23 protein-coding genes and 6 pseudogenes are annotated in these 22,972 nt (G+C 60.8%); 18 read left to right on the top strand and 11 right to left on the bottom strand.

Annotated elements, in window-relative coordinates:
- The first annotated feature begins 265 nt into the window (after positions 1 to 265).
- The 3 genes and pseudogenes from ACKWRH_RS34230 (at position 266) to ACKWRH_RS34220 (ending at position 3,222) form a co-directional block, all read left to right on the top strand.
- Positions 266 to 577, top strand: coding sequence for a DUF736 domain-containing protein (locus ACKWRH_RS34230; protein WP_445217118.1), 312 nt, complete (start codon positions 266 to 268; stop codon positions 575 to 577).
- Between the two features lie 621 nt (positions 578 to 1,198).
- Positions 1,199 to 1,522: a DUF736 domain-containing protein gene (locus ACKWRH_RS34225; RefSeq protein ID WP_445217117.1), complete on the top strand. Its 324-nt coding sequence runs from the start codon at positions 1,199 to 1,201 to the stop codon at positions 1,520 to 1,522.
- Between the two features lie 634 nt (positions 1,523 to 2,156).
- A pseudogene (locus ACKWRH_RS34220) lies at positions 2,157 to 3,222 on the top strand (IS110 family transposase).
- A 571-nt stretch (positions 3,223 to 3,793) separates the two neighbouring features.
- Here the strand turns inward: ACKWRH_RS34220 and ACKWRH_RS34215 are convergent.
- From ACKWRH_RS34215 to ACKWRH_RS34200, 4 genes and pseudogenes are all read right to left on the bottom strand, one after another.
- Positions 3,794 to 4,066 carry a hypothetical protein gene (locus tag ACKWRH_RS34215; protein ID WP_445217116.1) on the bottom strand — a complete coding sequence of 91 codons (273 nt, stop codon included), beginning with the start codon at positions 4,064 to 4,066 and terminating at the stop codon, positions 3,794 to 3,796.
- A gap of 124 nt (positions 4,067 to 4,190) precedes the next feature.
- Positions 4,191 to 4,917: pseudogene (locus tag ACKWRH_RS34210) on the bottom strand (SOS response-associated peptidase).
- Between the two features lie 2 nt (positions 4,918 to 4,919).
- Complete coding sequence (locus tag ACKWRH_RS34205) at positions 4,920 to 5,369, bottom strand: hypothetical protein (protein WP_445217115.1); 450 nt, start codon at positions 5,367 to 5,369, stop codon at positions 4,920 to 4,922.
- A 22-nt stretch (positions 5,370 to 5,391) separates the two neighbouring features.
- Positions 5,392 to 5,793, bottom strand: a complete 402-nt coding sequence (locus ACKWRH_RS34200) for a hypothetical protein (protein WP_445222524.1) — start codon at positions 5,791 to 5,793, stop codon at positions 5,392 to 5,394.
- Positions 5,794 to 5,932: 139 nt separating this feature from the next.
- On the opposite strand from ACKWRH_RS34200, the gene ku reads away from it, so the two are divergent.
- Positions 5,933 to 6,868 carry a non-homologous end joining protein Ku gene (gene ku, locus ACKWRH_RS34195; RefSeq protein ID WP_445217114.1) on the top strand — a complete coding sequence of 312 codons (936 nt, stop codon included), beginning with the start codon at positions 5,933 to 5,935 and terminating at the stop codon, positions 6,866 to 6,868.
- Positions 6,869 to 6,904: 36 nt separating this feature from the next.
- On the opposite strand, the gene ACKWRH_RS34190 is transcribed toward ku, so the two are convergent.
- Positions 6,905 to 7,141 carry a helix-turn-helix domain-containing protein gene (locus tag ACKWRH_RS34190; protein WP_011084405.1) on the bottom strand — a complete coding sequence of 79 codons (237 nt, stop codon included), beginning with the start codon at positions 7,139 to 7,141 and terminating at the stop codon, positions 6,905 to 6,907.
- Positions 7,142 to 7,241: 100 nt separating this feature from the next.
- Here ACKWRH_RS34190 and ACKWRH_RS34185 point away from each other — a divergent pair, with 100 nt between their 5' ends.
- Positions 7,242 to 7,697, top strand: a complete 456-nt coding sequence (locus tag ACKWRH_RS34185) for a hypothetical protein (protein WP_445217113.1) — start codon at positions 7,242 to 7,244, stop codon at positions 7,695 to 7,697.
- 213 nt (positions 7,698 to 7,910) lie between these two features.
- Here ACKWRH_RS34185 and ACKWRH_RS34180 read toward each other — a convergent pair.
- Positions 7,911 to 8,300, bottom strand: a pseudogene (locus ACKWRH_RS34180) (AAA family ATPase); the annotation flags it as partial.
- Between the two features lie 277 nt (positions 8,301 to 8,577).
- Here ACKWRH_RS34180 and ACKWRH_RS34175 point away from each other — a divergent pair.
- The 4 genes and pseudogenes from ACKWRH_RS34175 to ACKWRH_RS34160 all read left to right on the top strand — a co-directional run.
- The gene (locus tag ACKWRH_RS34175) at positions 8,578 to 10,551 is read left to right on the top strand and encodes a DUF6538 domain-containing protein (RefSeq protein ID WP_445217112.1); all 1,974 of its coding nucleotides are present in this window, start codon (positions 8,578 to 8,580) and stop codon (positions 10,549 to 10,551) included.
- 228 nt (positions 10,552 to 10,779) lie between these two features.
- A pseudogene (locus ACKWRH_RS34170) lies at positions 10,780 to 10,875 on the top strand (hypothetical protein); the annotation flags it as partial.
- Positions 10,876 to 10,941: 66 nt separating this feature from the next.
- Positions 10,942 to 11,508 (top strand): hypothetical protein, encoded by a 567-nt coding sequence (locus ACKWRH_RS34165; RefSeq protein WP_445222636.1) that lies wholly within the window; start codon positions 10,942 to 10,944, stop codon positions 11,506 to 11,508.
- 18 nt (positions 11,509 to 11,526) lie between these two features.
- Positions 11,527 to 11,793: pseudogene (locus ACKWRH_RS34160) on the top strand (transposase); the annotation flags it as partial.
- A 263-nt stretch (positions 11,794 to 12,056) separates the two neighbouring features.
- Here ACKWRH_RS34160 and ACKWRH_RS34155 read toward each other — a convergent pair.
- A complete protein-coding gene (locus ACKWRH_RS34155; protein ID WP_445217111.1) occupies positions 12,057 to 12,212 on the bottom strand; it encodes a hypothetical protein in 156 nt (51 codons plus the stop codon).
- A 108-nt stretch (positions 12,213 to 12,320) separates the two neighbouring features.
- The gene (locus tag ACKWRH_RS34150) at positions 12,321 to 12,524 is read right to left on the bottom strand and encodes a cold-shock protein (protein ID WP_445217110.1); all 204 of its coding nucleotides are present in this window, start codon (positions 12,522 to 12,524) and stop codon (positions 12,321 to 12,323) included.
- Between the two features lie 454 nt (positions 12,525 to 12,978).
- On the opposite strand from ACKWRH_RS34150, the gene ACKWRH_RS34145 reads away from it, so the two are divergent.
- Together ACKWRH_RS34145 and ACKWRH_RS34140 are read left to right on the top strand one after the other, a co-directional pair.
- Positions 12,979 to 13,179, top strand: a complete 201-nt coding sequence (locus ACKWRH_RS34145; protein ID WP_445217109.1) for a hypothetical protein — start codon at positions 12,979 to 12,981, stop codon at positions 13,177 to 13,179.
- On the top strand, positions 13,130 to 13,504 hold the full coding sequence (locus tag ACKWRH_RS34140) for a PepSY domain-containing protein (RefSeq protein WP_445217108.1): 375 nt from the start codon (positions 13,130 to 13,132) through the stop codon (positions 13,502 to 13,504). The genes ACKWRH_RS34145 and ACKWRH_RS34140 overlap by 50 nt, the downstream gene beginning before the upstream one ends.
- 164 nt (positions 13,505 to 13,668) lie before the next feature.
- Here the strand turns inward: ACKWRH_RS34140 and ACKWRH_RS34135 are convergent, their stop codons facing one another.
- Positions 13,669 to 13,983 carry a hypothetical protein gene (locus ACKWRH_RS34135; protein ID WP_445217107.1) on the bottom strand — a complete coding sequence of 105 codons (315 nt, stop codon included), beginning with the start codon at positions 13,981 to 13,983 and terminating at the stop codon, positions 13,669 to 13,671.
- A gap of 299 nt (positions 13,984 to 14,282) precedes the next feature.
- Here ACKWRH_RS34135 and ACKWRH_RS34130 point away from each other — a divergent pair, with 299 nt between their 5' ends.
- The 6 genes and pseudogenes from ACKWRH_RS34130 to ACKWRH_RS34105 all read left to right on the top strand — a co-directional run bounded on the left by ACKWRH_RS34130 (position 14,283) and on the right by ACKWRH_RS34105 (position 20,037).
- Complete coding sequence (locus ACKWRH_RS34130; RefSeq protein WP_445217106.1) at positions 14,283 to 14,558, top strand: hypothetical protein; 276 nt, start codon at positions 14,283 to 14,285, stop codon at positions 14,556 to 14,558.
- Between the two features lie 210 nt (positions 14,559 to 14,768).
- On the top strand, positions 14,769 to 15,014 hold the full coding sequence (locus tag ACKWRH_RS34125) for a DUF2933 domain-containing protein (protein ID WP_445217105.1): 246 nt from the start codon (positions 14,769 to 14,771) through the stop codon (positions 15,012 to 15,014).
- Positions 15,011 to 15,683, top strand: a pseudogene (locus ACKWRH_RS34120) (methyltransferase family protein). The gene ACKWRH_RS34125 and the pseudogene ACKWRH_RS34120 overlap by 4 nt, the downstream one beginning before the upstream one ends.
- A 37-nt stretch (positions 15,684 to 15,720) precedes the next feature.
- On the top strand, positions 15,721 to 16,428 hold the full coding sequence (locus ACKWRH_RS34115) for an ABC transporter ATP-binding protein (RefSeq protein ID WP_445217104.1): 708 nt from the start codon (positions 15,721 to 15,723) through the stop codon (positions 16,426 to 16,428).
- A gap of 4 nt (positions 16,429 to 16,432) precedes the next feature.
- The gene (locus ACKWRH_RS34110) at positions 16,433 to 18,796 is read left to right on the top strand and encodes an ABC transporter permease (RefSeq protein WP_445217103.1); all 2,364 of its coding nucleotides are present in this window, start codon (positions 16,433 to 16,435) and stop codon (positions 18,794 to 18,796) included.
- Between the two features lie 2 nt (positions 18,797 to 18,798).
- A complete protein-coding gene (locus ACKWRH_RS34105) occupies positions 18,799 to 20,037 on the top strand; it encodes an efflux RND transporter periplasmic adaptor subunit (protein ID WP_445217102.1) in 1,239 nt (412 codons plus the stop codon).
- Positions 20,038 to 20,115: 78 nt separating this feature from the next.
- Here the strand turns inward: ACKWRH_RS34105 and ACKWRH_RS34100 are convergent, their stop codons facing one another.
- Positions 20,116 to 20,340 (bottom strand): hypothetical protein, encoded by a 225-nt coding sequence (locus ACKWRH_RS34100; protein WP_445217101.1) that lies wholly within the window; start codon positions 20,338 to 20,340, stop codon positions 20,116 to 20,118.
- Between the two features lie 511 nt (positions 20,341 to 20,851).
- On the opposite strand from ACKWRH_RS34100, the gene ACKWRH_RS34095 reads away from it, so the two are divergent.
- Positions 20,852 to 21,895, top strand: a complete 1,044-nt coding sequence (locus ACKWRH_RS34095; RefSeq protein WP_445217100.1) for a medium chain dehydrogenase/reductase family protein — start codon at positions 20,852 to 20,854, stop codon at positions 21,893 to 21,895.
- Positions 21,896 to 21,963: 68 nt separating this feature from the next.
- Here ACKWRH_RS34095 and ACKWRH_RS34090 read toward each other — a convergent pair whose 3' ends face one another.
- Positions 21,964 to 22,962: an FAD:protein FMN transferase gene (locus ACKWRH_RS34090; RefSeq protein ID WP_445217099.1), complete on the bottom strand. Its 999-nt coding sequence runs from the start codon at positions 22,960 to 22,962 to the stop codon at positions 21,964 to 21,966.
- Positions 22,963 to 22,972 lie beyond the last annotated feature (10 nt).

Genomic DNA, 22,972 nt, shown 5'->3' with positions numbered 1-22,972 from the left:
GGGCTCGCGTCCAACGCACCGTCGATTGGCTGATCAGGCCCGAGGGTCGGCAAGAGCCTCGATCGCCTTCCCGCAACAGCTTACGCCTGCTTTTTTCCCCTGCCGCCAAGCGGCGGTATTCCTCGCGGAAGACAAAAAAGCAGGCTTTCGCCGTCCTCCGCTGCGCTGCGGGCCTTGCGGCTGCGGGCCGATCGCTCCCCGGGCAAGGGATCGCCATCGAGGCTGCGATAGGCGCGGCCCGAACAACAGACAGACGGAGATCACCATGGCCACCATCGGCACTTTCACCGCTTCGGACAACGGCTACACCGGCTCGATCAAGACGCTGACGCTGAACATCAAGGCCAAGCTCACGGCCTCCGAGAAGGACAACGACAAGGCTCCCGACTACCGGATTTTCGCAGGAGCGACCGAGTTCGGCGCCGCCTGGAAGAAGACCGTTCGCGACAGCGACCGCGAATATCTCTCGGTCAAGCTCGACGATCCGAGCTTCCCCGCTCCGATCTACGCCTCGCTGGTCAAGGTCGAAGGCGAGGACGGTTTCAGCCTGATCTGGTCGCGCCGCAGCGGCGACTGACGCCTGGGATCATTGGCCCCGCCTCCTCGGAGGCGGGGCTTTTTTGCGTTTCCTGCGCCGCTTTGAAGGGAAGACGAAGGGCATTTCTCCCTCAAAAGGGAGGCGCCAGCCTGCGAATTTGCGGGGCCCCCCAAGCGCGATTGGAGGCGCCGAGTTACGAATTCATCGGACTTCTGAGGGCGCTTTCGTTGGCGGTCCGTGAGCTCAACCGCCATTCGCGCGGTCGACCAATCGCGCCGGATTCGGCGTGATGGCCGCCACCAGGAGACTACCCCTCGGATGCGCAACCGAGCCGCTTTCCCCGCGAGATAATCGGCTCTGGACCGCCGTTTGCGCGGGTGAATAGCGCCCTGCGGCAATGCCTGACTCCTTCGTCTGAAGGGGCACGATTCCCTGCTTATGGCGCTACGACCTATGGCAGCCGCCCCCCATCCGAAACCCTCGCACGGTTCCTTTTTTCCCCGCCGGCAAGCCGGCTCCTCGCGGTCGCTTCGCTGCAAAAAAGAGGCGAGCTCGGGTGCGCCGCTGCGCTTCGCCCCGCGGGGTTCGGATGCGTGCCGGCCGCCATGAACGGTCTCGCCATCGCAGGGCATCGGCCCTGCGGCACGAAGGAGACAGACCATGACCGCGATCGGCTTCGTCACCCGCACAACTCACGGCGGCTTCAGCGGCGAGCTCAATTTGCTGCCCATCTGCGCCCACATCGACATCGTTCCAAACCGCGATAAGTCCGGCGATACTTCACCAGACTTCCGTATCTTCACCCAAGGGGTCGAGGTCGGATCCGGTCGGATTCTGAGCGGCGAAAGCCGTGGAACGGACTACGTCAGCCTGTCACTTGCGGCACCTGGCCTCGGGGTCCGTAAGCTCTGCGCCAACCTTGGTCGAACCGTCGGCCTTAACGGTGACGGCAGCTTCTTCCTGATCTGGAATTCCGTCGACTAAGTCAAAATCTTGGGCTCCCGCGCATTGCGCGGGAGCCCTTTCTTGTCTCCGGCTATCAGGTTTTGAATAGCGCCGACTAATCGAGAGCGCCAGTAACTAAACCCAGATAGGAGCGAGCGCGGCTGAGTGGCTTGCGAAAACGTGCCATTTAGATCGAACAAATGCACTCGCACGGAGTCGAGTTTAGCCTGGCGTCCGAGGGTCGCTCGACAGCTTTTTCCTCCTCATTCCGACGCAGAAGTTCGCTCGATCGCCATCAAAATCTGCACCAATCTGCGGACAAGTGAGCGGTCCCAATCGATGGCTTTGACGCAAGCTGGGGCCAATTCTTCGTGTGCTTCTATCCCAAAAAACTTGTTTCACGCAGTCGCTGGCGACGTGTCGCAGCTGAATTTTTGAACTCGGATCGTCCACTTTTTTCGACGACGGGGCAGGAGATCTGTGCGTTGGTCGGTGGATCGTCAGATGCGAGTGCAGCAAAAAGAGGAAGGGTGAGCGAGTAACAATGAGGAGAGGGGAGAGGGCTCTTCTAATCGGGACTCGGGCAGCCAGCGTGTCGAGATAGCACGGACGGTGGCGGAAGTTTGAGCCTGGTGCAACGATCTGGACGTCGTTCGCACGAAGGAGAGACGCCATGGAATTCTATGTTGGACTAGACGTCGGTCTGCAGGAAACCAGCATTTGCGTCGTCGACAAGGACGGAAAAACGGTCCGCGAAACCAAGGTCAGCACAGAACCGGAGGCGATCTCGCTCCGCGCTGGAGGGCTACGCGGATCGCCTCGCACGGGTCGGGGTTGAAGCGTCATCGCTCGGCATGTGGCTGCATCGTGAGCTTCACCCCGCGGGGCTTCCTGTGATCGTTGTGGAAGCCCGCCACATGCGTGTCTCGCTGTCGGCGATGCGGAACAAAACCGATCGCAACGACGCCCTCGGCATTGCCCAGATGATGCGATTGGGCTGGTTCCGTGCCGTCCATGTGAAGAACGTCGACATGCAAAAAATGCGCACACTGCTGTCAAACCGCAAGCTGTTGAAGCGCAAATTGGTCGACATCGAAAACCACATTCGGGGCGCGCTCCGCACCTATGGATTGCTGGTCGGCGCGGTTAGCCGCGGCCGTTACGAGGCACGGATCCGCGAGCTGATTGAGCGCGCCGACATTGTGTTCACGACGATGATCGAGACCATGCTGGACGTACGCCGAGCGATTCTTGCCGGCTACGACAGGCTGCACCGGGTGCTATTGCAGGTGGTGCAATACGATGCGGTTTGCCGGCGCTTGATGACGGTTCCCGGCGTCGGTCCGGTGACGGCGCTCTCCTTCAAGGTTGGCGTCGATGATCCACTGCGCTTCACCCGATCGCGGACGGTCGGAGCGCATTTTGGTCTGACACCCAGGCGCCACCAATCCGGAACATCGATCGATTATGAGGGACGAATTACAAAGCAGGGGGACATCAACGTCCGCGAGGCATTGTGTGAAGCGGCAGCGAGCCTGCTGCTGCGCGTTCGAAGGTGGTCCGCATTGCGGGCATGGGGACTTCGGGTCGCCAAGCGCTCGAGTATGCTGTGCGCCATTGTCGCCGTTGCACGTAAAATGGCCGGCATTCTGCACCGGATGTGGATCGACGGAAGCGACTTCCAGGTCGGTTTTGGCGCCAAGATCACGCAGCGTCTGAAGCTAAAACCCGCGTCCTGAGGTGGTTATAGTGCGGTGAATTGATCGGCTGTCGGCGTCGCTGCCAGCCTGTTTAAGGAGGAAATATCGCCATCCGCGCGCGCGGTGAGCGTCCCCTGGCGGGGCCGCGAAATGGGGAATGTCCGCTATCTCTTGCCTGCTGCCGTCCATCGTGATGAGAGCGCCTGACTGCTTGGACTGCCCTGTTTACGAACCTGATGAAGAGCATGCGACAGCCCTGTGCTGAACGCGAAGTAACGCATGGACCCCGCCTGGACGATGCAAACCGTGCGACGGATAAGCGGCGAACTCTGCTCGTTGTGCAGGGAGAAGGGAGAGCCGTCGTGAGCAATGTGATCAAGCAAAAACACAGATGAGCATTGACAGTAGGTGCCCGATTAGTAACGCAAGATAAAAGCACTGTCGCCGAAGTGCAGCTAAGTTGTTGTCTGCACATCCAAGATTTGGCGCTCTTAGGATCCTCACTGTCGCCACGTTCGACCTAGCGCAATGGCGGACTTGCGCAATTGCGTCTGCGTCTCCCCGGCCTCACAAATTACCGGCACTTTCAACGTCGGATGTTGTGGCAACCTTAAACGATGTCCTCCGCTGGGCACTCCGGGCATGTATCGCCGATCGATTCCAGAACTTCGGTGATCGCGACCGCGGCGGCCTCCGGAGAATACCCCTCTGGTGGATCCTGCCGCGCCACATCGAACGCACGCTCATGGGCGTGCGGGTCGCCGCGATCTTGCATCCAGCCGTGCTCCCCGCATTCCCTGATGGCTCCGGCCTCGTTGAGGATCGAAACGGCCCAGCCGCGCAGCGTGCGGATCGCAGGTCGTCTTTCCCTAAACATCAGCATGAATGCGCTCCACCGAAACGAATCCTCGATCCTCGCCCTCGTTCCAGGCGGTTAACACAGGGTAGGGATTCGAAATCGTCGGCGCTGGATCTTGTCCACGTGTTCCGCCCTCTTGTGCACAACACTAGGCCGCGGCTGGGTCTTCCTTCTCGCCGGTCGCCACGATCTTCAGCGCGCCGTCCGGGAGCGGCCGCTAGCAGCGCCTTCGCCTCGCCCCAAGGCGCGCGCATCCAGGTGTCGTGTTCCTCGGCCGTTATGAGGATGACCGGCATTGCCTTCGGATGGACGCGTTTCACTTCCGCGTTGGGATCACAGGTTAGAAACCCAAAGATATCGGCCGTCACCTCGCCTTCCTTTGCCTTCCGCACAGACGTCCAGTTGGTCCAGATCCCGCCGAAGGCGAGTAGGGGACGGCTCTCATCTGGGGAGAACCACACAGGGACCTTCTTTCCATCGATGGTGTCGTACTCGCTGAAGCTGGTGAACGGGACCAGGCAGCGATTGTCCGGCTCGAGCCACCGCTTCCAGTGGCTGCTTTTCGTATTGCGGATATTTGTCGTCCCGGAGTCTGGCTCCATTCGGAGCAACTCCTTAAATTCGATCTGCTTGCCCTTGGCCTCGAGCTTCTCAACTCGCTTCTTTGTGGCGTCCATTAAGGCCTTCGAGGAGGAAGGCATTCCCCATCGCGCCATGACGATCTCGCGTCCGTCTGAGGCGTTGCGGACGATGGGCGCGGGATAGTCTGGAAAGATGCCTGGCATGCTTGGCAGATTGCCGACGCGGCTGTTCAAGGCTCCGAACAGCTGACGTATTGCATCAACGTTCTTGGTCATCGAGTACAGATTGCACATCATCACGTCTCTGAAACAGCAGGGCGGGGGCGGCGCACGAGCTGCAGCAGCGTCGCCACAGGACGGCGTCCCGCCTTAGCACATTTGTTGCACCGGAGCCTGCCAGCCAGGTCATGGACAAAGGTTGTGGGGGCATGCGGCAATACAGACAGATCAACGTCACGTCGGGTCTTGCAGCGGGAGCATTGGATCTCCAGCCAAGGATAACCACCGTTGATCGCCTGATCGATTGCCGGGGAAGGATCGATCGGCTCGCCGTTCGCCCACATCCGCTCGTTCCAGCTCTCACTCAGGAGGCGATCGGCCTGTTCGATCAGTGCTTCACCTTTGGCGCGAGCCGCTGTGGACTGCTCGGCCAGGATGGTGGTCATCGCGCGTGCCTTGCCGAGCTCCTTGCCAAGCGCCTTCCGGTCGCCGCCGGAGAGTGGCGTCGGGTGATGCTTCGGAGCCATCCTCGGCGACGCGGATGATCGGTTAAACGGGCCCGAAGGCCGGCCAGCAACCGTCCTCCTCGTGGCGGCCAGTTCGATTCTGGCACGTGTTGTCCAGCAACCGTTGCCCGACCTCCTTCCAGCTCGCCTGCTGTCCGTACAGACGGACGGCGTCCACTTTCTGGATCTCAACAATGCGCTCGCACCTGCGGCAGGAAACGCGCAGGACATGCTGTGGGATTTCGCAGAGGCGCTGGACGAGGCTCGAACCTCCCGAGGCCGCTGTCTGGTCGTGGGCGTCGAGGAGGGCACGCCAGTATTCGTCGGGCATGTCGTCCTTGGGAGCGAGCGAACGCTCCCTCGGAGCTTTCTTTCCCATTGAGCCGGTTAGCTTTTCCATCTGTTTCGGGGTGGGCATCCGCCAACTCGCAGGTCGATCCTTCATGTTGGTATTAGAACATAAAGAGAACAAAAGTCGAGTCCGACCAAAGGCGGCTGGTGGATTTATTTGCCCCTGACAATGTCGGAACCAGCCGCCTTCGATCGTCTTGAGTCCGAACCGTCCGACATGGAGTTCTGCGTACATGGCCCCCCGCGCCAACTGGAAAGGCTTCCTGCGTCTGTCCCTCGTGACTTGCCCGGTGGCGCTGTACCCAGCGACTTCTGAGTCCGAGAAGATCTCCTTTAATCAGCTCAATCGTCAGACGGGCCACCGCATCAAGTACATCAAGGTGGATCAGGACACGGGCGACGAGGTGCCCAACGAAGACATCGTCAAGGGCTATGAAGTGGAGAAGGGGCAGTTCATTGAGGTGACGAAGGAAGAGCTCGAAGAGATCGCGCTGGAATCGACCCGCACGATCGAAATCGATGAGTTCGTCGATAAGTCAGACATCGACCCGCGCTACCTGATCCGACCCTACTACCTTCGACCGGATGGGAAGGTCGGCCACGACGCCTTCGCGGTGATCCGGGAGACCATCCGCGAAATGAACAAGGTCGCCATCGGCCGCGTCGTACTGACCAATCGCGAGCACATCATTGCGCTTGAGCCGATGGGCAAGGGGCTCGTGGGAACGTTGTTGCTTTACCCCTACGAGGTCCGCAGCGAGCAGGAATACTTCGACGAGATCCAGGACGTCAAAATCACCAAAGACATGCTGGATCTCGCCAAGCACATCGTGAACCAGAAGGCAGGCACATTCGATCCTGAAAAGTTCGAGGACCATTACGAAAGCGCCCTGGTCGAACTGATCAACCAGAAGCGCGCCGGCAAGATGATCCGCCCCAAAGAGCGGCCAAAAGGTGAGAACGTCGTCGATCTGATGGAGGCGTTACGACAAAGCGTCGGCAGGGAGAAATCGACGGAGACTGCAAATCATCCGAAGAAGTCGGCCAAGAAGACGCGCAAGGCCGCAAGCGGTCAGAAAGAGATGCTGATGCCTATCGTCGGTAAGAAGCAGGCAAAGGAGACAGGTGCAAAGAAGCAGCCGGCAAAATCGCAACGTCGGTCTGCTTAGCCCTGTGTTTCACGAACGAAGCGTGCTTCGCTTCCCCTAACGCTTATTGAGTTTCCGCACGACCTCGGCGGGGTCAAAGCCAATGGCTCGACCCAGCTCGATCAGCTCAACGACGTCTATTCGACGTTGCCCAGATTCAAGGTGGGTTACCCAGGATTGGTAGACACCAAGCTTGTTGGCGAGATCAACCTGACGGAGCCCAGCACCCTTTCTCAGCTCAACCAACATTGCGGCGAGCTTCTTTTGAATGGGCGAGGTAACCGTCTTGGGCATCTGGCCTCCGAAAAGGGGGCCAGACACATAGAACGACTTTTCAGATACCGATAAATTAGGTATTCTCGGAGGAGGAGCTAATGTTGACGGAGTTAAGGTATTGGCTCTTGCTGCTCGACAAGCAATTGAACCCTTTGCAGAACGCGTGCGCCTCGGAAATGCGCGAACGCCGGATGATCTTTATCGGTTTGGATACAGAGTCAGTGAGACCGGGACCGTTGTCGCGGCGATTGAAATTCCCGCTGGGCTGTTAGAAGAAGCAATTTCATCCAACTTGACGTCGTCGTGCAGACTTACCCCGGACGGCGATCTGATTTCTGAGTCATCGTTTGATTACGGAAACGCTTCGGCGGCAATGTCGACTTCCCCAATGCCGCTCGACCAACTCATCCGAGCAACTCTCGCCCCTCAAAATCTACATATGGAGGAAGCAACGGTCGCTAACTTGAGGACCATGCTTCAAAGACTAGAAGAATCGACCAGCGCTGTAAGAGAAACGTTGGCTCGCTACGTTCAGGATGAAGAGTCAAATTACGGCGGAAGTCCAGTCGAGTAGCGACCTCCTGTCGCTTCCTCGCCAAAAGAAAGCCCCGTCGCCCCAAAGCGTGCTCTCAAATATGCGTAAACATCGACCGGTCTCAATTTTGATCGGACGGCCAATATTTCTCTTGTACGCTTGTCGGACGACTTGCTTGCCTTCAGGAATTCGGACACCTCGGCTGGAGTGCTGGCGCGCCAAGTTTCCACCTTTGTACAAGCTGGCACGACCTTAATCCCCACGCGCGAGTGCGATCCGCAAGCGTCTCGCGCGATCTTGAAAGGCTCTTTCGCCGCCCTCTAGAATATCGCAGACGAGCTTGCGTATTGGCTTTTCGTCCAACCCGCCACTCCGATAAGTGATCGGTGGTAGTCCATCGGCCGTATGCGGACCTACCTCAGCCACGATAATCTGATCGGCGTCGGTATTGATCACTAGGTTGGCGTTGTGCGTCACCATGATCACTTGACGCTTGCGCTTCGCGGCCTGAAGCAAAGGGACAAGCTCCACGTAAATGGATTGCGGATCGAGGTTTTCTTCCGGTTGATCAATGACCAGTGGTCTATAGTCACCGTCGTCCAGGGCGAGATAGAGTAAAACAAGCACGATGCCGCGCGTGCCGTTCCTCGGAGCCGATCTTCCCAGACGAGGCGCTTCCTTATTTGGAAACGCCTGCTAAGCAATTGATATCGCTAAAGGCGAATTCAGTCATTTTTTCCAAATGCACCTTGAAATAACTAGATAGTCGAACTGATTTTGATTCCGCCATTCGGAGGTTCGATCCCTCCCGCCCCAGCCAGACGCCCCGCTTCCCCTGAAATCACTGACAAATCCGGCCTGGCTGGGGCGCTGCTGCACAGCGCTGCGACACATTACTGCTGCACAGGTGTCGTGCCCCATGGCTGCGCATATTTTCCGGAGGAATGCTGTGTATTACTGGCGCCGCCGTCCACCGCGACCGCTTGCCAGTTTCTTTTCTCGTCCGCATCTTTTTCTGAGCTTGAAGACGACCAGCCGCGCGACGGCGCGGCGCCTGGCCGTTCAACTCGATCTGATCCTGGAAGATGCAGCGATGCTCGCTGAGCGCGACACTCTCGATCTGTCTTCGTCTCAAATTGAGACAATGCTGCGTGCCGTGGTGACTAATCATCTCGGCAGGCTGGAGCGCGTTGCGTTTGCCGCCAAACGCAATCCGGACTTCGACGTTCAACAGGCGCGTTTGGATGACAAGAAGGCCTTCTGGACCTACGCACTCCTGGATGCGCAAGGCCCGGCTGCTTACCTGCGACGGGAGGACTACGATCAGATGGTCGCAGACGGGTTCAGCGCCTCTGACATCAACGACGTGTGGCAGCACCTCTGTTTGCTGCGGACGAACAAGCTGGTCCCGACCAAGCAACATGTGCTGCGCCGACTGCTCGATGACGTCGAGGCGGTGCCGACGGCCATGAACCTCGACATTGCCCAAGGCATTTACTATCGCGGTTTGAAGCTGGCTCTTGCCAGCGTCGATCGCCGCTACGGCAGCAACCGGGTCGAGGACGCCGGCTTTGTCGACCGGATGGTCCTTGCGCAAAACGATCCACCGGCGCCGCCCCCGGCTGTGGCAGTGGTGCGCGATAACGATCCACCGCGCGACCCACCGAAGCAGGAAACCCTATTGGCGAGCGCGGGCCTCCCGATGGCGAGCTTTGAGGATTTCACCGAAAAGCTCATCGCCGCAAACGCCAAGCAGGAGCATTGGGACGGCAAGACTCAGCGGCAGGTCCGCAACATCAGCAGGCTGTTCGTCAAGTTCATGCTGCAGGACCAGCATGTCGAGGATCTGCATTCGGTGGACAAGGCGCATGTGGCGGCCTTCGTCGACTTCCTGAATCTCGACATCTACGTGCACTACGGCAAATCATCCGCCGATGAAGGCCGCAGCATCGGGGAACTGCGCGCGGTTGCCCTGACCCATGACAAGAGCAAGCGCGGAATTACCGGCGATACCCTCAATCGGCATCTGGGAAATCTGGGACAGGTCTTCAACTTTGCCGCCGCGCGCAGCGCGACCGCCCTTGCGGGGATCGACCTGACCAAGCTTCGCGCCAAGGGCAAGAAGGGGCGTGCCCGCAACGCGCGCGCCAAGCTGCCGCTGGAGAAGGCGGCGGCGATCTTTCATGCGCCCGTCTTCAACAATTGCGCGGCCTGGGACGCTCTGGATAAGCCCGGACCTGAGGGGCAGAGCCTGGTCTTTCATTGCGCGCTCTACTTCGTTCCGATGCTCATCTTCTACACCGGCTGTCGCCGGGAGGAGTTGTGCGGCTTGATGGTCGACGATGTCATCACCGACAATGGCGATATCCCCTATCTCCATATCGCCAAGAATGAGCAGCGGCGGATCAAGAACGCGCAATCCCAACGTAACATCCCGCTCCACCCGGAGGTGTTGCGGCTGAATTTCCTTGCCTACGTCGAGGCCATCAAGGCGCTCGGTTATCGTCTTCTGTTTCCGGATCTCTTCTCGCCGTCGACCAGTTCTCCGATGGGTGATCGCTTTTACAAGGATTTCAAGTCGGTCCTCGAAGCCGCAGGCGTGACCGAGAAGGGTTTGGGCGCGCATGCCGTACGGCATCTCTTTGGCGCACAGCTGAAGAAGAAGCTGGTGGCGAAGGAAGGTCGTTCCGACCTGCTTGGGCATGGTGGCGACGGCGAGACCGACGAGCGGTATTGCGAGCCGCACGAAATCGCGACCCTCCTGCAGTTTGTCATGATGCTTCCAGAGGTGACGGCTCACTTGCAGCCGCATGAGGTCCGGTTGCTTCCGTGGGTCATCAAGAAAACGGTTGCGCCGTTTTCGCAGCCCTCTCGAGCAAAGCGTTCAGCTTAAATTCTAACCGTCGGCGGCCGAGACTTGGATCGGCAATGGCCTTCGACAATTGACGAAGCTCAAAGCCCGGGAATCATAATCCTGGGGTCGGGGGTTCGAGTCCCTCTCCCGCTACCACACCTAGGGTAGCTACCAACTCCCAAAATTCTACAGATATTTCAATGGTTTCAGCCGTATCTTGTCGCGGCGGCGCGACCTGTGTCCCTCACACTGGACACGGTCTTGAAGATGGCTCGCCACGCTTATCTTTCCCGCCGGGACGGCAGATACCTGTTTAGAGCGCGCCTGCCGCCTTGCCTGGCGGTGGGATCCAAGTCAGCTTTTCGGATAAGCCTACAGACGTCGGACCAAAAGGTCGCCGTCCGGGGGGCAGCCCGAATTGCGAGCTGGATGATGAGCGTCAAGGCGGCCGAGGATCCGAGGGAGGTGCTGCAAGCGTTGTGGCCACGCTTGCAGGCCCTGGCGGTCGAGCCCGTGCGTGATGAAGCTGATATCGTGGAACGCCGGGCGTTTCAGGATATGGCCTTTGTTGCCCAATGGACCGTGCGCGGCTTGTCTCTCAAACCGAATGACGTGGTGCCCGGATGGGACGAACACTTCGTCACGCTGGTGCGCGAGAACAGCCGTGCATCCAAGGCGATCGAAAAGTCCAAGTCTGTCGAGGGGCAGTTGGAGCAGAAGCGCTTGGAGTATGCGCTCGCCAGCCAGGCCATGGTGTTGCCGCCGCCGGAGATGGCAACCCGCCACTTCGGAACGGAGGCGCCGCTCGCGCCCGTCCATCACGCCACGGTGCAATCCACCAAGTATGTCCGACTGAAGATGTCCGAGGTGCTGACCAGGTTCGTGGCCACCCAGAGGAACCAGGGCATCGACGGTCGAGTGGAAAGCGAGGTCGCTCCGATCGTCAATTTCGTGATCAGCCTGCTGGATGAGATATCAGTGATTCAGTCTGTCTAATTGGCAGGACTGAAGGTCATGATGGGGCATCGGCAAGTCGATCAGGCTGCGTTGTTCTATGATTTCTCGCTCGAGAAGCATATTCCCGCCGACCACCTGCTGAGGTCGGTCGACAGGTTCGTCGATCTGCAAGAGATCAGGCAGGACCTGGCGCCTTTCTACAGTAGCATCGGCCGGCCTTCGATCGATCCCGAACTGATGATCCGGATGCTCCTGATCGGTTACTGCTTCGGCATTCGATCGGAGCGGCGCTTGTGCGATGAGGTTCATCTTAATTTACCCTACCCCTCAAGCTTAATTGCAGGCTTCGATTGCGCCGCTCGCCTTCCCGGTTACGCTGTCATCACCGGACGAGTTGCCCCTGTCCGGGTTCAGCATGGCGGAGTCGGCGCGCCATCATACTCGGCGCGTCGGTTTCGTTTTCTCCCAGCTGAGATCAGCAGTGTGGCCCTACGGAATCGCGGCGCTATGCGTTGCACTCCTGATCGTCGGAGCTTTCGCACTCATTATTTTCAGCTTCGATTTTCCGGACGAGCCTAAGGCCTAAGTTAGCAGTGAGGCGCGGCACCTTCGGCCAGCTTCAGCCAATCTGCAGCAAGCCTTAACCAAGCTTCCTTGTCCGATTGTTTGATGGCCTTCTCAGCCAATCGGCGGCATTCCTCAGCTTCGGTTCGATAGCGATCAGCTTCTTCCTCGCTCATCATTCGAATCCCCAGCGAACCAGGCTAGGATGGCCGATGAGGAAATCAGAGGATATTCGACGATAGGCCCAAACGACGACTTGAAACCGTCACGTCGCGGTTTGAAAGGGCTCAACCTATTCGTAGATTTTCCGCCGAGTCTTTGCCGCGATTGTTCACGACGTCGAAGCTAACCTTGGCTCCCTCCGCGAGAGAGCTGAAACCAGCTTTCTCAACTGCCGAGATATGGACAAAGACGTCCTTGCCGCCGTTGTAAGGCTGTATAAATCCATAACCCTTGGTTGGGTTGAACCACTTCACTGTCCCCATAGCCACGCTACATCTCCATCATTAAAAAAAATAAGGTAGTGCCAAAAATTCGACAAAAGCAAGACTTCTCCAATTGAGAAATTTCCACCATGACTCAACCAAACAGACGCAACCTACCGAACTTGCTGGACCTCACACTCGTCAAAAACGAGCTAGTGAAAGGGCAACGGATCATCGTGAACGCAGCGGCGGGGCCCAGAATGGCCGGCCGACATGGCGTTGTTCTCGGATCTGGCGGAACGCGCCACCGCCTTCGTGTTCTGCTTGATGGATCGAAGCATGAGATGACTCTACACGCGCGCTTTGTGGATGCACTGAATCAGGACGAGCCATCCGCTTGACCGCTGCAGTCGCGTCCGCCGCGCGCGGGTTAGATCCGACGTCCCGCTCTGGACGGCACAGGTTTGCACACACCGCGCCACGTGTTAGACCGCGCCCTCAACGTTGAAGGAGCGCCGCATTGGCTAAGAAGAAAAAGGTAATTCGCCGCGAGTGGACTGCTGCCGATATCAAGGAATTGAAGGCGCACTCGAAAGCACGAACGCCTGTCGTCAAAATAGCCAAGATGACCAAGCGAACCGAGGGTGCGCCACCGAAACGGGAGACCGACAATGCGCAAGCCCATCATTCTCGCTGCTATCGCTCTGTTCGCCGCTTCTAGCGGAGCCGCGCTGGCAGACCACGCCGATACGTCCCTTCACCGGACCTCGCGTAACCGGGAAATACTGCTGGGGCGGCTTAAACAGAAGATCGACACTCTCGGCTACGATATCCGGAGCGTCGAGCTCGACGACGGGGTCTTCAAGGCCCGCATCGTCGACCGCCAAAGCGGGCTTCCAGTGAGGGCGAAATTCGACGCGGTCAGCAGCGAGCTGCTCCGCGCCGCTCCCGGTTCTGAATGGGCGCCGACACTGCGCTGCAGGATCGTTTTGGCGATCGCGTCGTGCTCAATGGCCATGCGACACATTGTTTGCCCAACGCCCTGAACACCGGCAGGATCGGCGCGGATTCCTGGGACAGCTCAGCGATATCGCAGCATCGACGAGTTCGGCGCGCCACTCGGGACGGATCGAGATCGCGCCGGTCCTCGCCGAAGCGGTATATTTTCGAGCTCTTTGCTCCTACGGCACTCGTTGAGGGGCGCGACCGATCATTGGGCTTTCTTGTCGCCCATGTGGTGGGGTGTCGACGTTCCGGCGCCGCCTGTATAGTGATGTCCTCCGGACGCTTTTTGCCGAGACACGCCGACCGTATCCTTCTTGCCCATGTGATGGGGCACTTCGGTCTTGGGGCCACCCTGATAGTGGTGGCCGCTCTGTTCCTTGTCGGTGGTCTGCGCAACGGCCGGAATCGCGATCAGCGAAATTGCGGCGGTGACGGATATTAGCATTCTTGCAATCATGGCCGGTTCTCCTTTCTGAATGATATGCAATGCCGACTCGCGTCGGACGCCGTTGAGCTGCATCAACAACTCAAGCGTTTGCGATGGCTGGTGCACTGCAGCGGACTTCCCCGCATAGCGCGAGTTGATTTGCCTCAAGCTGAACTCGGAGCAATTCGGCACCATCGCTACCTCACACCAACACCGGAGTACGATCCATGCGACGCCCAACCATTGCTGCAGCGCTGCTCTTGACGGCCCTTAGCTGTCCCGCATTCGCTCAATCTCCAGCCGATCATGAGACCCATCATCCCGGAGCGGACCAAGTACCGCCTATCACGCAACCGGCACCCTCCGTAGGCCAGGCTGGCGAGCGTCAGGGCATGAAGAGCGGCGGAGATATGATGGGAGGAGGTATGATGGGCCGAGGTATGATGGGGCGCGGCATGATGGGTGGGGACACGAAGGGCCCCGCGATCATGTTCCGCATGATTTTCGCGCTGATGGACGCCGATGGCGATGGGACTATCTCATCGGCGGAGTTCCAGGTCGCCCACGAGCGGATTTTCAAGGCGATGGACAGCAGCAAAGATGGCAAGCTCACTATGGAGGAGATGCTGATGTTCATGCACGGCACCAGGAGCGCTGGTCCGCAGTAACGGAACGCTCTGTCGATCGGTAGGCCATTAGGCTTAAGTCTGCTGAGTTGGCGTTTAGATGCGTCAGGGCTCGCATTTTGGGAGCGCTGTTTCGTCGCCCCATGCCTGAGGCGAGCGCGTCGTCCGAAATCTCAACTGTACCTCTCGTTGACTTGAATCAAGTTCGCTTCAGCGGTCTCGCTTAGACTGGCAACCGAAGGAGCAATTTGGATGAGCCTCCAGGATCGCGCCGAAAGCGAGGGGCATGCGCGAGGCATGTCCACGAATACCCGCATCAGGCTGGTGTTCGCCGGCTTCGCACCTGTCGCGAGCGCTCTGCTGTTCACTGAGCACAGGGCACACGTGCTCGGATTGCTGGTATGGCTGCCGGTACTCGCCTGTCCGCTGATGCACTTCTTCATGCATGGACGACACGGGCACCATCACGGCGGCGGAGCCGAACGGAGGAATCCATGAGCGATACCGCGCCCGACTACGGACTCTGGAGTCTGGTCGTCGTCAATTCCGTGGTCTTCATCCTGTTCGCCTACAGCTTCTTCAAGCCGCAGACTTCGCGCGACTGGCGCTCGTTCGGCGCCTTCAGCGCGTTTCTGGTGGCGCTATTCGTGGAAATGTACGGCTTCCCGCTCACCATCTACTTTCTGTCGGGCTGGCTGCAGTCGCACTACCCGAATGTCGACTGGTTCTCCCATGATGCCGGCCACCTGCTCGAGATGATGTTTGGCTGGAAGACCAACCCGCACGCCGGACCATTCCACATCATGAGCTTCATTTTCATCGGGGCCGGCTTCGTTCTGATCTCCGCTGCCTGGAGGGTGCTGTACGACGCACAGCAGACCCGCAGCCTCGCGACCACCGGGCCCTACAGCTACGTTCGGCACCCGCAGTACGTCGGCTTCATCCTGGTCATGCTCGGCTTCCTGGTACAGTGGCCGACGATTCTCACGCTGGCGATGTTTCCCGTGCTGACTGTCATACGTGAAGTTGGCGCGTGACGAGGAACGTGACGCGCGGTCCGAGTTCGGCGAGGCCTACGCGAAGTACGCGGCGGACGTGCCGGCATTCATTCCGCACCTGAGCCGCCTGTTCGGACAGGCCCCTCCGCGCGGTTATCGGCACGGCTGATTTCGGCGCAGGAAGGCAGCGGCTCGAAAGGAAGCCGATGACCCAGCCTGTCTTCACGGTAAAGCATCTGACCAAGACCTATGACACGGGCGAGGTGAGGGTGCATGCGCTCAACGAGGTGGATCTCGAGATCGGCGAGAAGGAAGTGGTCGTGCTGCTCGGGCCCTCCGGAAGCGGCAAGACGACACTGCTCAACATCATGGGCGGTCTCGACCGGCCGACCAGCGGCAGGCTGTTCTTCCGCGATCTCGACCTGACGGATCTCGAGGATCGCGAGCTCACCAAGTACCGCCGCGATCACGTCGGCTTCGTTTTCCAGTTCTACAATCTGGTGCCGAGCCTCACCGCCTACGAAAATGTCGCGCTGGTCACCGAAGTGGCCAAGGACCCGATGCTTCCCACCGACGCCCTCGCGTTGGTCGGCCTCGAAGAGCGGATGCATCACTTTCCCGCCCAGCTATCCGGCGGCGAGCAGCAGCGGATCGCCATCGCTCGCGCGATCGCAAAGCGCCCGGCGGTACTGCTCTGCGACGAGCCGACCGGTGCGCTGGACTCGAAGACCGGCATTCGCGTCATTGAGGCGCTGCTCGGGGTGAACCGGCAGGTCGGCACCACGACGGTCATCATCACGCACAACGCCAGCATCCGGGAAGTGGCCGATCGGGTGCTGTTCTTCGCCGACGGCCGGATCTCCAGGATCCAGAAGAACGAGACCCGGCGGGAAGCGGCCGAGCTCACCTGGTGACGACATGACCGCGCTCAACATCAAGCTGTTTCGGGACGTCAGGCGGCTGTGGGCGCAGGTGCTCGCCGTGGCGCTGGTCGTCGGAGGGGGCGTCGCGACGCTGGTGCTCGCGGTCGGATCGCATCGCTCCCTGGAAGAGACGCGGATCGCGTACTACGAACGCTATGGCTTCGGCGACGTGTTCGCTCAGGCGAAGCGGGCGCCCAAGGCGCTCGGCGACAGGATAGGCGAGATACCCGGCGTGGCCGCCGTCGACATCCGCATCGCCAAGCCGGCGCTGCTGGACATTCCCGGCTTCTCAGAGCCCGCCAGCGGGCAGTTCGTTTCGCTGCCCGACAACGGCGAGCCGCGTCTCAATCGGCTCTATATGCGTTCCGGACGCCTTCCGGAAGCCGGACGGACCGAAGAGATCGTCGTCAACGAGCCGTTCGCTCGAGCGCACGCCTTCTCGGAGGGGGCGCGGTTCTCGGCCATCCTGAACGGCACCAAGCGCGAGCTCGTCATCGTCGGCATCGCGCTGTCACCCGAGTTCATCTACACTGTCGGGCCGGGCGACCTGATGCCGGATGACCGCCGCTACGCGATCGTATGGATGTCGGAAAAGGCGCTTGCCGGCGTCTACGATCTCGACGGTGCTTTCTCGGCGGTGTCGGTCAAGCTGCAGTCCGGCGCATCCGAGCGCGAGGTGATCGCGCGGCTCGACGTCTTGCTCGACCCGTACGGCGGGCAGGCGGCCCACGGCCGCAAGGACCAGACCTCGCACGCCTGGCTCGATCATGAGCTCGACATGCTCAACAACATGAGCCGCACGCTGCCGCCGATCTTTCTGCTGGTGGCCGCGTTCCTTGTCAATCTCACCCTGAGCCGGCTGGTCGCGCTGGAGCGCGAGCAGATCGGCCTCCTGAAGGCGCTGGGCTATGCTGATGGCAGCATCGTGCTGCACTATTTCAAGTTCGTGGCGCTAATCGTCGTGATCGGAATCATCCTGGGCGGCGTCGCCGGCACTTGGCTCGGATTGCGCGTCACCGCGCTGTTCGGCGACTTTTTCCACTTCCCGTTCCTGGTGTTCGCGAGGGCGCCGGACCTGTACGTAACCGCGGGCGCGCTTAGCGCGGTCGCCGCCGCGATCGGCGCACTGCGGGCGCTGCGCGACGTGGTGAAGCTGCCGCCAGCCGTCGCCATGCAACCGCCGGCCCCGCCGGTCTATCGGCGGCTGCTGCCGGCCAGCATCCAGCTCGATCAAATCGTGTCACAGCCGACGCTCATGATGATCCGCAACATCGCGCGGCACCCCGTCCGGGCCGCGTTCACGGCGCTTGGGATGGCGCTGGCCACAGCGATTCTGGTCGTCTCGCTGTTCACGCGGGACACGATGGAACAACTGATCGACGTAACCTACTTCCTCGCCGACCGGCAGGACGCGACCATCGGCTTTTCCGAGAAGCGGATCGAGAACGTGGTGGAGCAGGTGAACCGGCTTCCTGGCGTTCTCGCGACCGAGCCGCTCCGCGAGGTGCCCGTCCGGATTCGCCATGGCAACATAGAACGGCGGATCACGATCAGCGGCCGACCGGCCGATGGCGATCTCAGGCGCATCATCGACGCCGACCTCCGGCCGGTGATGCTTCCGGAAACGGGCCTTGCGATCTCCAGCATGCTCGGTCACATCCTCGGGGTGGGGGCCGGCGATACCGTCGAGCTCGATTTGCTGGAGGGTGCCCGCCGCACCGTGACGATGCCGATCGTGGACACCGTCGAGGACTATTTCGGGATCAGGGGAATGATGGACATCGAGGCGCTCCGGAAGCTGATGCGCGAGGCGCCCGTCGTCAACAGCGTGAACCTCAGCCTCGACGAGAACCGGAAGGAGGACTTCTACGCGGCGGTGAAGTCCATGCCGACGGTCGGCGGCGTGGCGCTGCAGCGCGTGTCGCTGGCGAACTTCCGCAAGACCGTCGCGCTGCTCGTCACCACGATGGCGAGCATCTACACCGGACTCGCCGCAGTGATAGCGTTCGGCGTCGTCTACAACAATGCTCGGATCTCGCTCTCCGAACGGGCGCGGGAATTGGCCAGCCTGCGGGTGCTGGGCTTCACGCGCGGCGAAGTGCTGCGGATCCTGCTGCTCGAGCTCGCCATCCTGACGCTGATCGCCCAGCCGCCCGGCTGGGCGATGGGCTACGGGCTCGCGTGGGTCATGAAGACGAACCTGGCTGGCGAACTGATGCGCGTCCGCCTCGTCGTCGAACATTCGACCTATGTCATCGCCACCTCCGTCGTGGTGCTGGCGGCCATCACCTCCGCAGCGGTCATCCGCGAACGCATCGACAAACTGGACCTCGTCGCGGTCCTCAAGACGCGAGACTAGCCATGCCGGCAAAGTGGACCAAACGTATCATCGGCGCATTGGCGATGGCCGCGATCGCGGGAGGACTGGCTTGGTTCGCTTGGCCGCGGCCAGTTCTGGTGGACCTCGCGACTGTCGCGAAGGGCCCGATCGAAGTCACGGCGGATGACGACGGCAAGACGCATGTCCGCCACGTCTACACGGTCTCGGCGCCGATCGCAGGAAAGGTCCTCAGGATTTCGCATCCGCTCGGCGAGCAGGGTCCTTCGCTTCACGTCGGCGACGAGGTCGTCGCCAATCAGACAGTCGTCGCCCTGATGCAGCCGACGCTGCCGGGCTTCATCGACGTGCGTTCGCGCGATCAGCTCCAAGCCGAAGTCTTGGCTGCGGATGCCGCCATCCAGCAACAGGAAGCCGAGGTGCAGCGGATCGAAGCCGCGCTGGACTTCTCCCGGACCGAATTCCAGCGGGCCCAGGCGCTTTCGCGGACGCAGACCATCTCGGCCCAGGCTTTCGACAAGGCGAAGTTCGACGTGGCCACCAACGAGGCCGCCTTGGCGAGCGCGAAGGCTCAGGTCGACATGCGTCGCGCGGTGCGTACCAGCTTTGCGGCCCGGCTGATGGATCCGGCCAACGCCGCGCCGTCGGCGGAGCCGACGTGCTGCGTCCGGGTGCTCGCGCCGGCGAGCGGACAGGTTCTTAAGATCGCCCAGGACAGCGAGGCGACGGTCCTGCCCGGGACGCCGCTGGTCGACATTGGCAACCCTCTTGATCTGGAGGTCGTGGCGGACCTGCTCTCGACCGACGCCGTCCAGATCAAGGTGGGCGCGCCGGTCCGGATCGACGGCTGGGGCGGGGCGCCGATCACGGGTAACGTGGTGCGTGTGGACCCCGCCGGCTTCCTGAAGGTCTCCGCGCTCGGCATCGAGGAGCAGCGGGTCCGGGTGACCATCGATTTCAACGACCCGCCGCAGGCCTGGTCGCAGCTAGGTCACGACTACCGCGTCGTCGTCCACGTCACCACTTGGAGCGCTCAGGAGGTCCTGACCGTGCCGATAAGCGCCCTATTCCGAAAGGGTGATCGGTGGGCTGTTTTTGCCGATGAGAACGGCCGTGCGCGCGCCAAGCTAGTTCAGATCGGTCACCGCAACAATCGGTTCGCCGAGGTGGTGTCTGGACTGGCTGCGGGGGATCAGGTCGCTGTACATCCAAGCGATCGAATTGCCGACGGAAGCAGGATTGCGCAGCGAGACGCACCATGAGTAGAGAGCCTCAGGCCTTAAGCGGCTGCCGGCGCAAAGTGGCCATTGTCCTAGCTCGTCAGAACGTCCTTTGGCTCCTCAGCGTTGCCAAGCGCTACGACGCCTTTGCTCGCTATGGCCTCCCGCGCCTTCGGCAACGCCCACCGCTACTCGGAATCTTAGTAGTTCGCGATCGGCTACTGTGTCGAATTCGACTTTGCCATGCTCGACAAATACATTCTTCCACTGTTGGGCATCGCGTTGCCTAACGAGCGCATCGAAATTTCGCGGCTCCATTACTAACGCAAATACGGTGATGCTCATCGATCTCTCGTTCGCAGCAACCCTCCGGGACCACGCTTGAGATTTTGAAGCGCAAGGGGACCGCTTTGATCTGGACGGATTCATTCTGTAGCTTTCCCAGATGCTCTGAGAGGACGTCGCCAGCCGAAGTTGGTCATCAGCACGCTTTCGCGCAGAATTTGCTGGCGCAAAGCGGATGTTTGCCCGACCCAGATGTCCCAGAAGGGCATATCACGGAAGCCGCTGCAGTCAAGGCTCCCACTCAATAGCCGCTGCTTCGGCCGACAGGCCGGAGACCATCCAGGCTCGTGTCGATCACGATGAAGCTGAACGCCTCTATTAGGCGGATCTAAGAAGAACGTTTTCGCGAACGGCCACCTAGTCCGACAACGTCGGGCCTGCCGATTTGAGCCAGATCAAGACTGAACCTCAGGTCAGCAATATTCTCTGTCACGTAGCGATATGATCGCAAAATAGCTGCGGCATGGAGCCTGTCCTTGCGTCGAATTGCGAGATTACAGGGGGATCACCCATGATAGAGCTGCGCAATCGAGTAGTTCAAGTTAGCAGCTTCGGTGATCCGGAGAGGCTGGAGGTGATAGACGCTCCCCTGCCGACCGCTGGTCGGGGAGAGGTGCGGGTCCGTGTAATCGCGTCAAGCCTCAATTACACCGAGGTGTTGATCAGGCGCCACCTATACCCGCAAACGATGCGCCTCCGCCCGCCGTTCGTCATGGGCTACGACGTCGTCGGGGTAATCGATCAGCTCGGCGACGGCGTGCACGATTTTCAGATTGGCGACCGCGTAGCCGACATGACTGTGGTCGGGTCAAACGTCGACTATCGTACGCTTCGGGCAAACGACGTGGCCCGCGTGCCTTTAGACGTAGACGCGGCGGAGGCGGCCACCCTGATCTTGAGCTGGACGACCGCGTACCAGCTTCTGCACCGCGCGGCCCGGGTGCAGCCAGGCCAGCGCGTGCTGGTGCACGGCGCCGCCGGCGCCGTCGGCCAGGCGCTGCTCGAGCTTGGAAGGCTGGCTCGCCTCGAGCTCTGGGGCACCGCGCGCGGCGAGCACATAGGGCTCGTCCGAGAGCTAGGGGCAACGCCGATCGACTACCAGCATGAGGACTTCACGCGGGTCCTGCCGGGCGGGTTCGACGTCATCATCGACGGCGTTGGCGAAGATGGCTATCGCCGCTCCTACGCTGCGCTCAAGCCAGGCGGCCTGCTCTGCGCCATCGGCTTCTCGGCGAGCGTGCAGGCACAGCGCCGCATGCTCCCCATTTTGATGGAGGTCGCGCGTCTTTACCTGTGGAGATTGCTGCCCGGCGGCAAGCGCGTCCGCTTTTATTCGGTCAATGCGATGCGGGCACGACATCCGACCTGGTTCAAGGAGGACTTGGAGCGGCTGTTCGGGCTTTTGGCAACTCGCGCCATCCGGCCGCGCGTCGCCGAGCGGATCTCCTTCGGCGAGGTCGCCGAGGCTCACCGTCGCCTCGAGGCGGGGGGTCTCGAGGGCAAACTCGTGCTGTGTCCGGATCTCGCACCGCGACACGACCGGCGTGCCGCTTGACATGGCGCGCGGCGCTTGGAAGTCCTCACTTTCAATCCGCGCAAAAATCCAAAAGGACAACCAACTCATCAGGCAACGATTTCGGAAGACTTGCCCGCGGCGTCGATGAGATGCACGCGCTCGATATCTACGTGGGGCAGCAGCGAGCGGATGCGCTCCTCCGGCATCAGGCTGAAGGCGGTCGACAAAGCATCGGCCGCGGTCGCGGTGCGGGACACGGTCGTGACGCTGCGGTAGCGCCCGGCGCAGCCGCCGGTCCGGGGATCGAAAAGATGATTGAAGCGCCCCTGTGGTTCGAACCGGAAGCCATAGGCTCCCGATGTCGATACGGCGCGGTCGACCACCGGAAGCACCGTTTCAGTGCGCCCCGCAGCGTTCGGATCGGCAACGCCGACTTCCCAGGGGTGTCCGTCCGGACGAGAGCCGATGGCTCGGGTCTCGCCCATGTCGACCAAGCTGTGGGCGATGCCGTAGGCTCGCAGCAGGTCGACGACCTTGTCCGTCACGTAGCCTTGCGCGATCCCGTTCAGAGTCACGGCCATGCCGCGCGGCATCACAATCCGGTCGCGGCGGACCGACAGGCGGCCGCAATCGACGCGCGCGAGCGCGGCTTGGATTGCCGCGGGCGGCGGGCCGGCCGGATCCGCATCCTCGCGGGCGAAGTGGCCGGCGTAGAGGTCCCAGAGCGGTTGCACGGTGACATCGAAGTGTCCGCCGGTCAGTTTGGCATAGTGTTGCGAGATCGTCAGCAAGTCGACCATCTCGGCGGCGGGATCCACCAGGATTCCGGTCCGGTTCAACTCGACGAGCGCGGATTCCTTCAGGTAGAGGCTGAACAGTCGTTCCATCCGCCGAGCTTCCGCGCACGCCATCGAGACCAGGCGCTCCGCTTCGGCCCCGTCGTCGTGGTGGACCTCCATGGTCGCGACCGCGCCCAGCATCGTTCCGCGCCAGATGACGGGCGCCGTGCCGGCGCGGGCAGGGCGTCCCGAGGAGAGAAGTCCGAGACCTGCCGCTGCGGCGGTGATCCGGATAAAGCGTCGGCGGGAGATCCTGCCTCCTGTCATCTGGTTCTCC

It is taken from the genome of Bradyrhizobium sp. Pa8 (assembly GCF_052588265.1).
Note: the sequence above shows the minus strand (reverse complement) of the source record. Positions and strands in the feature narration are given on the sequence as shown.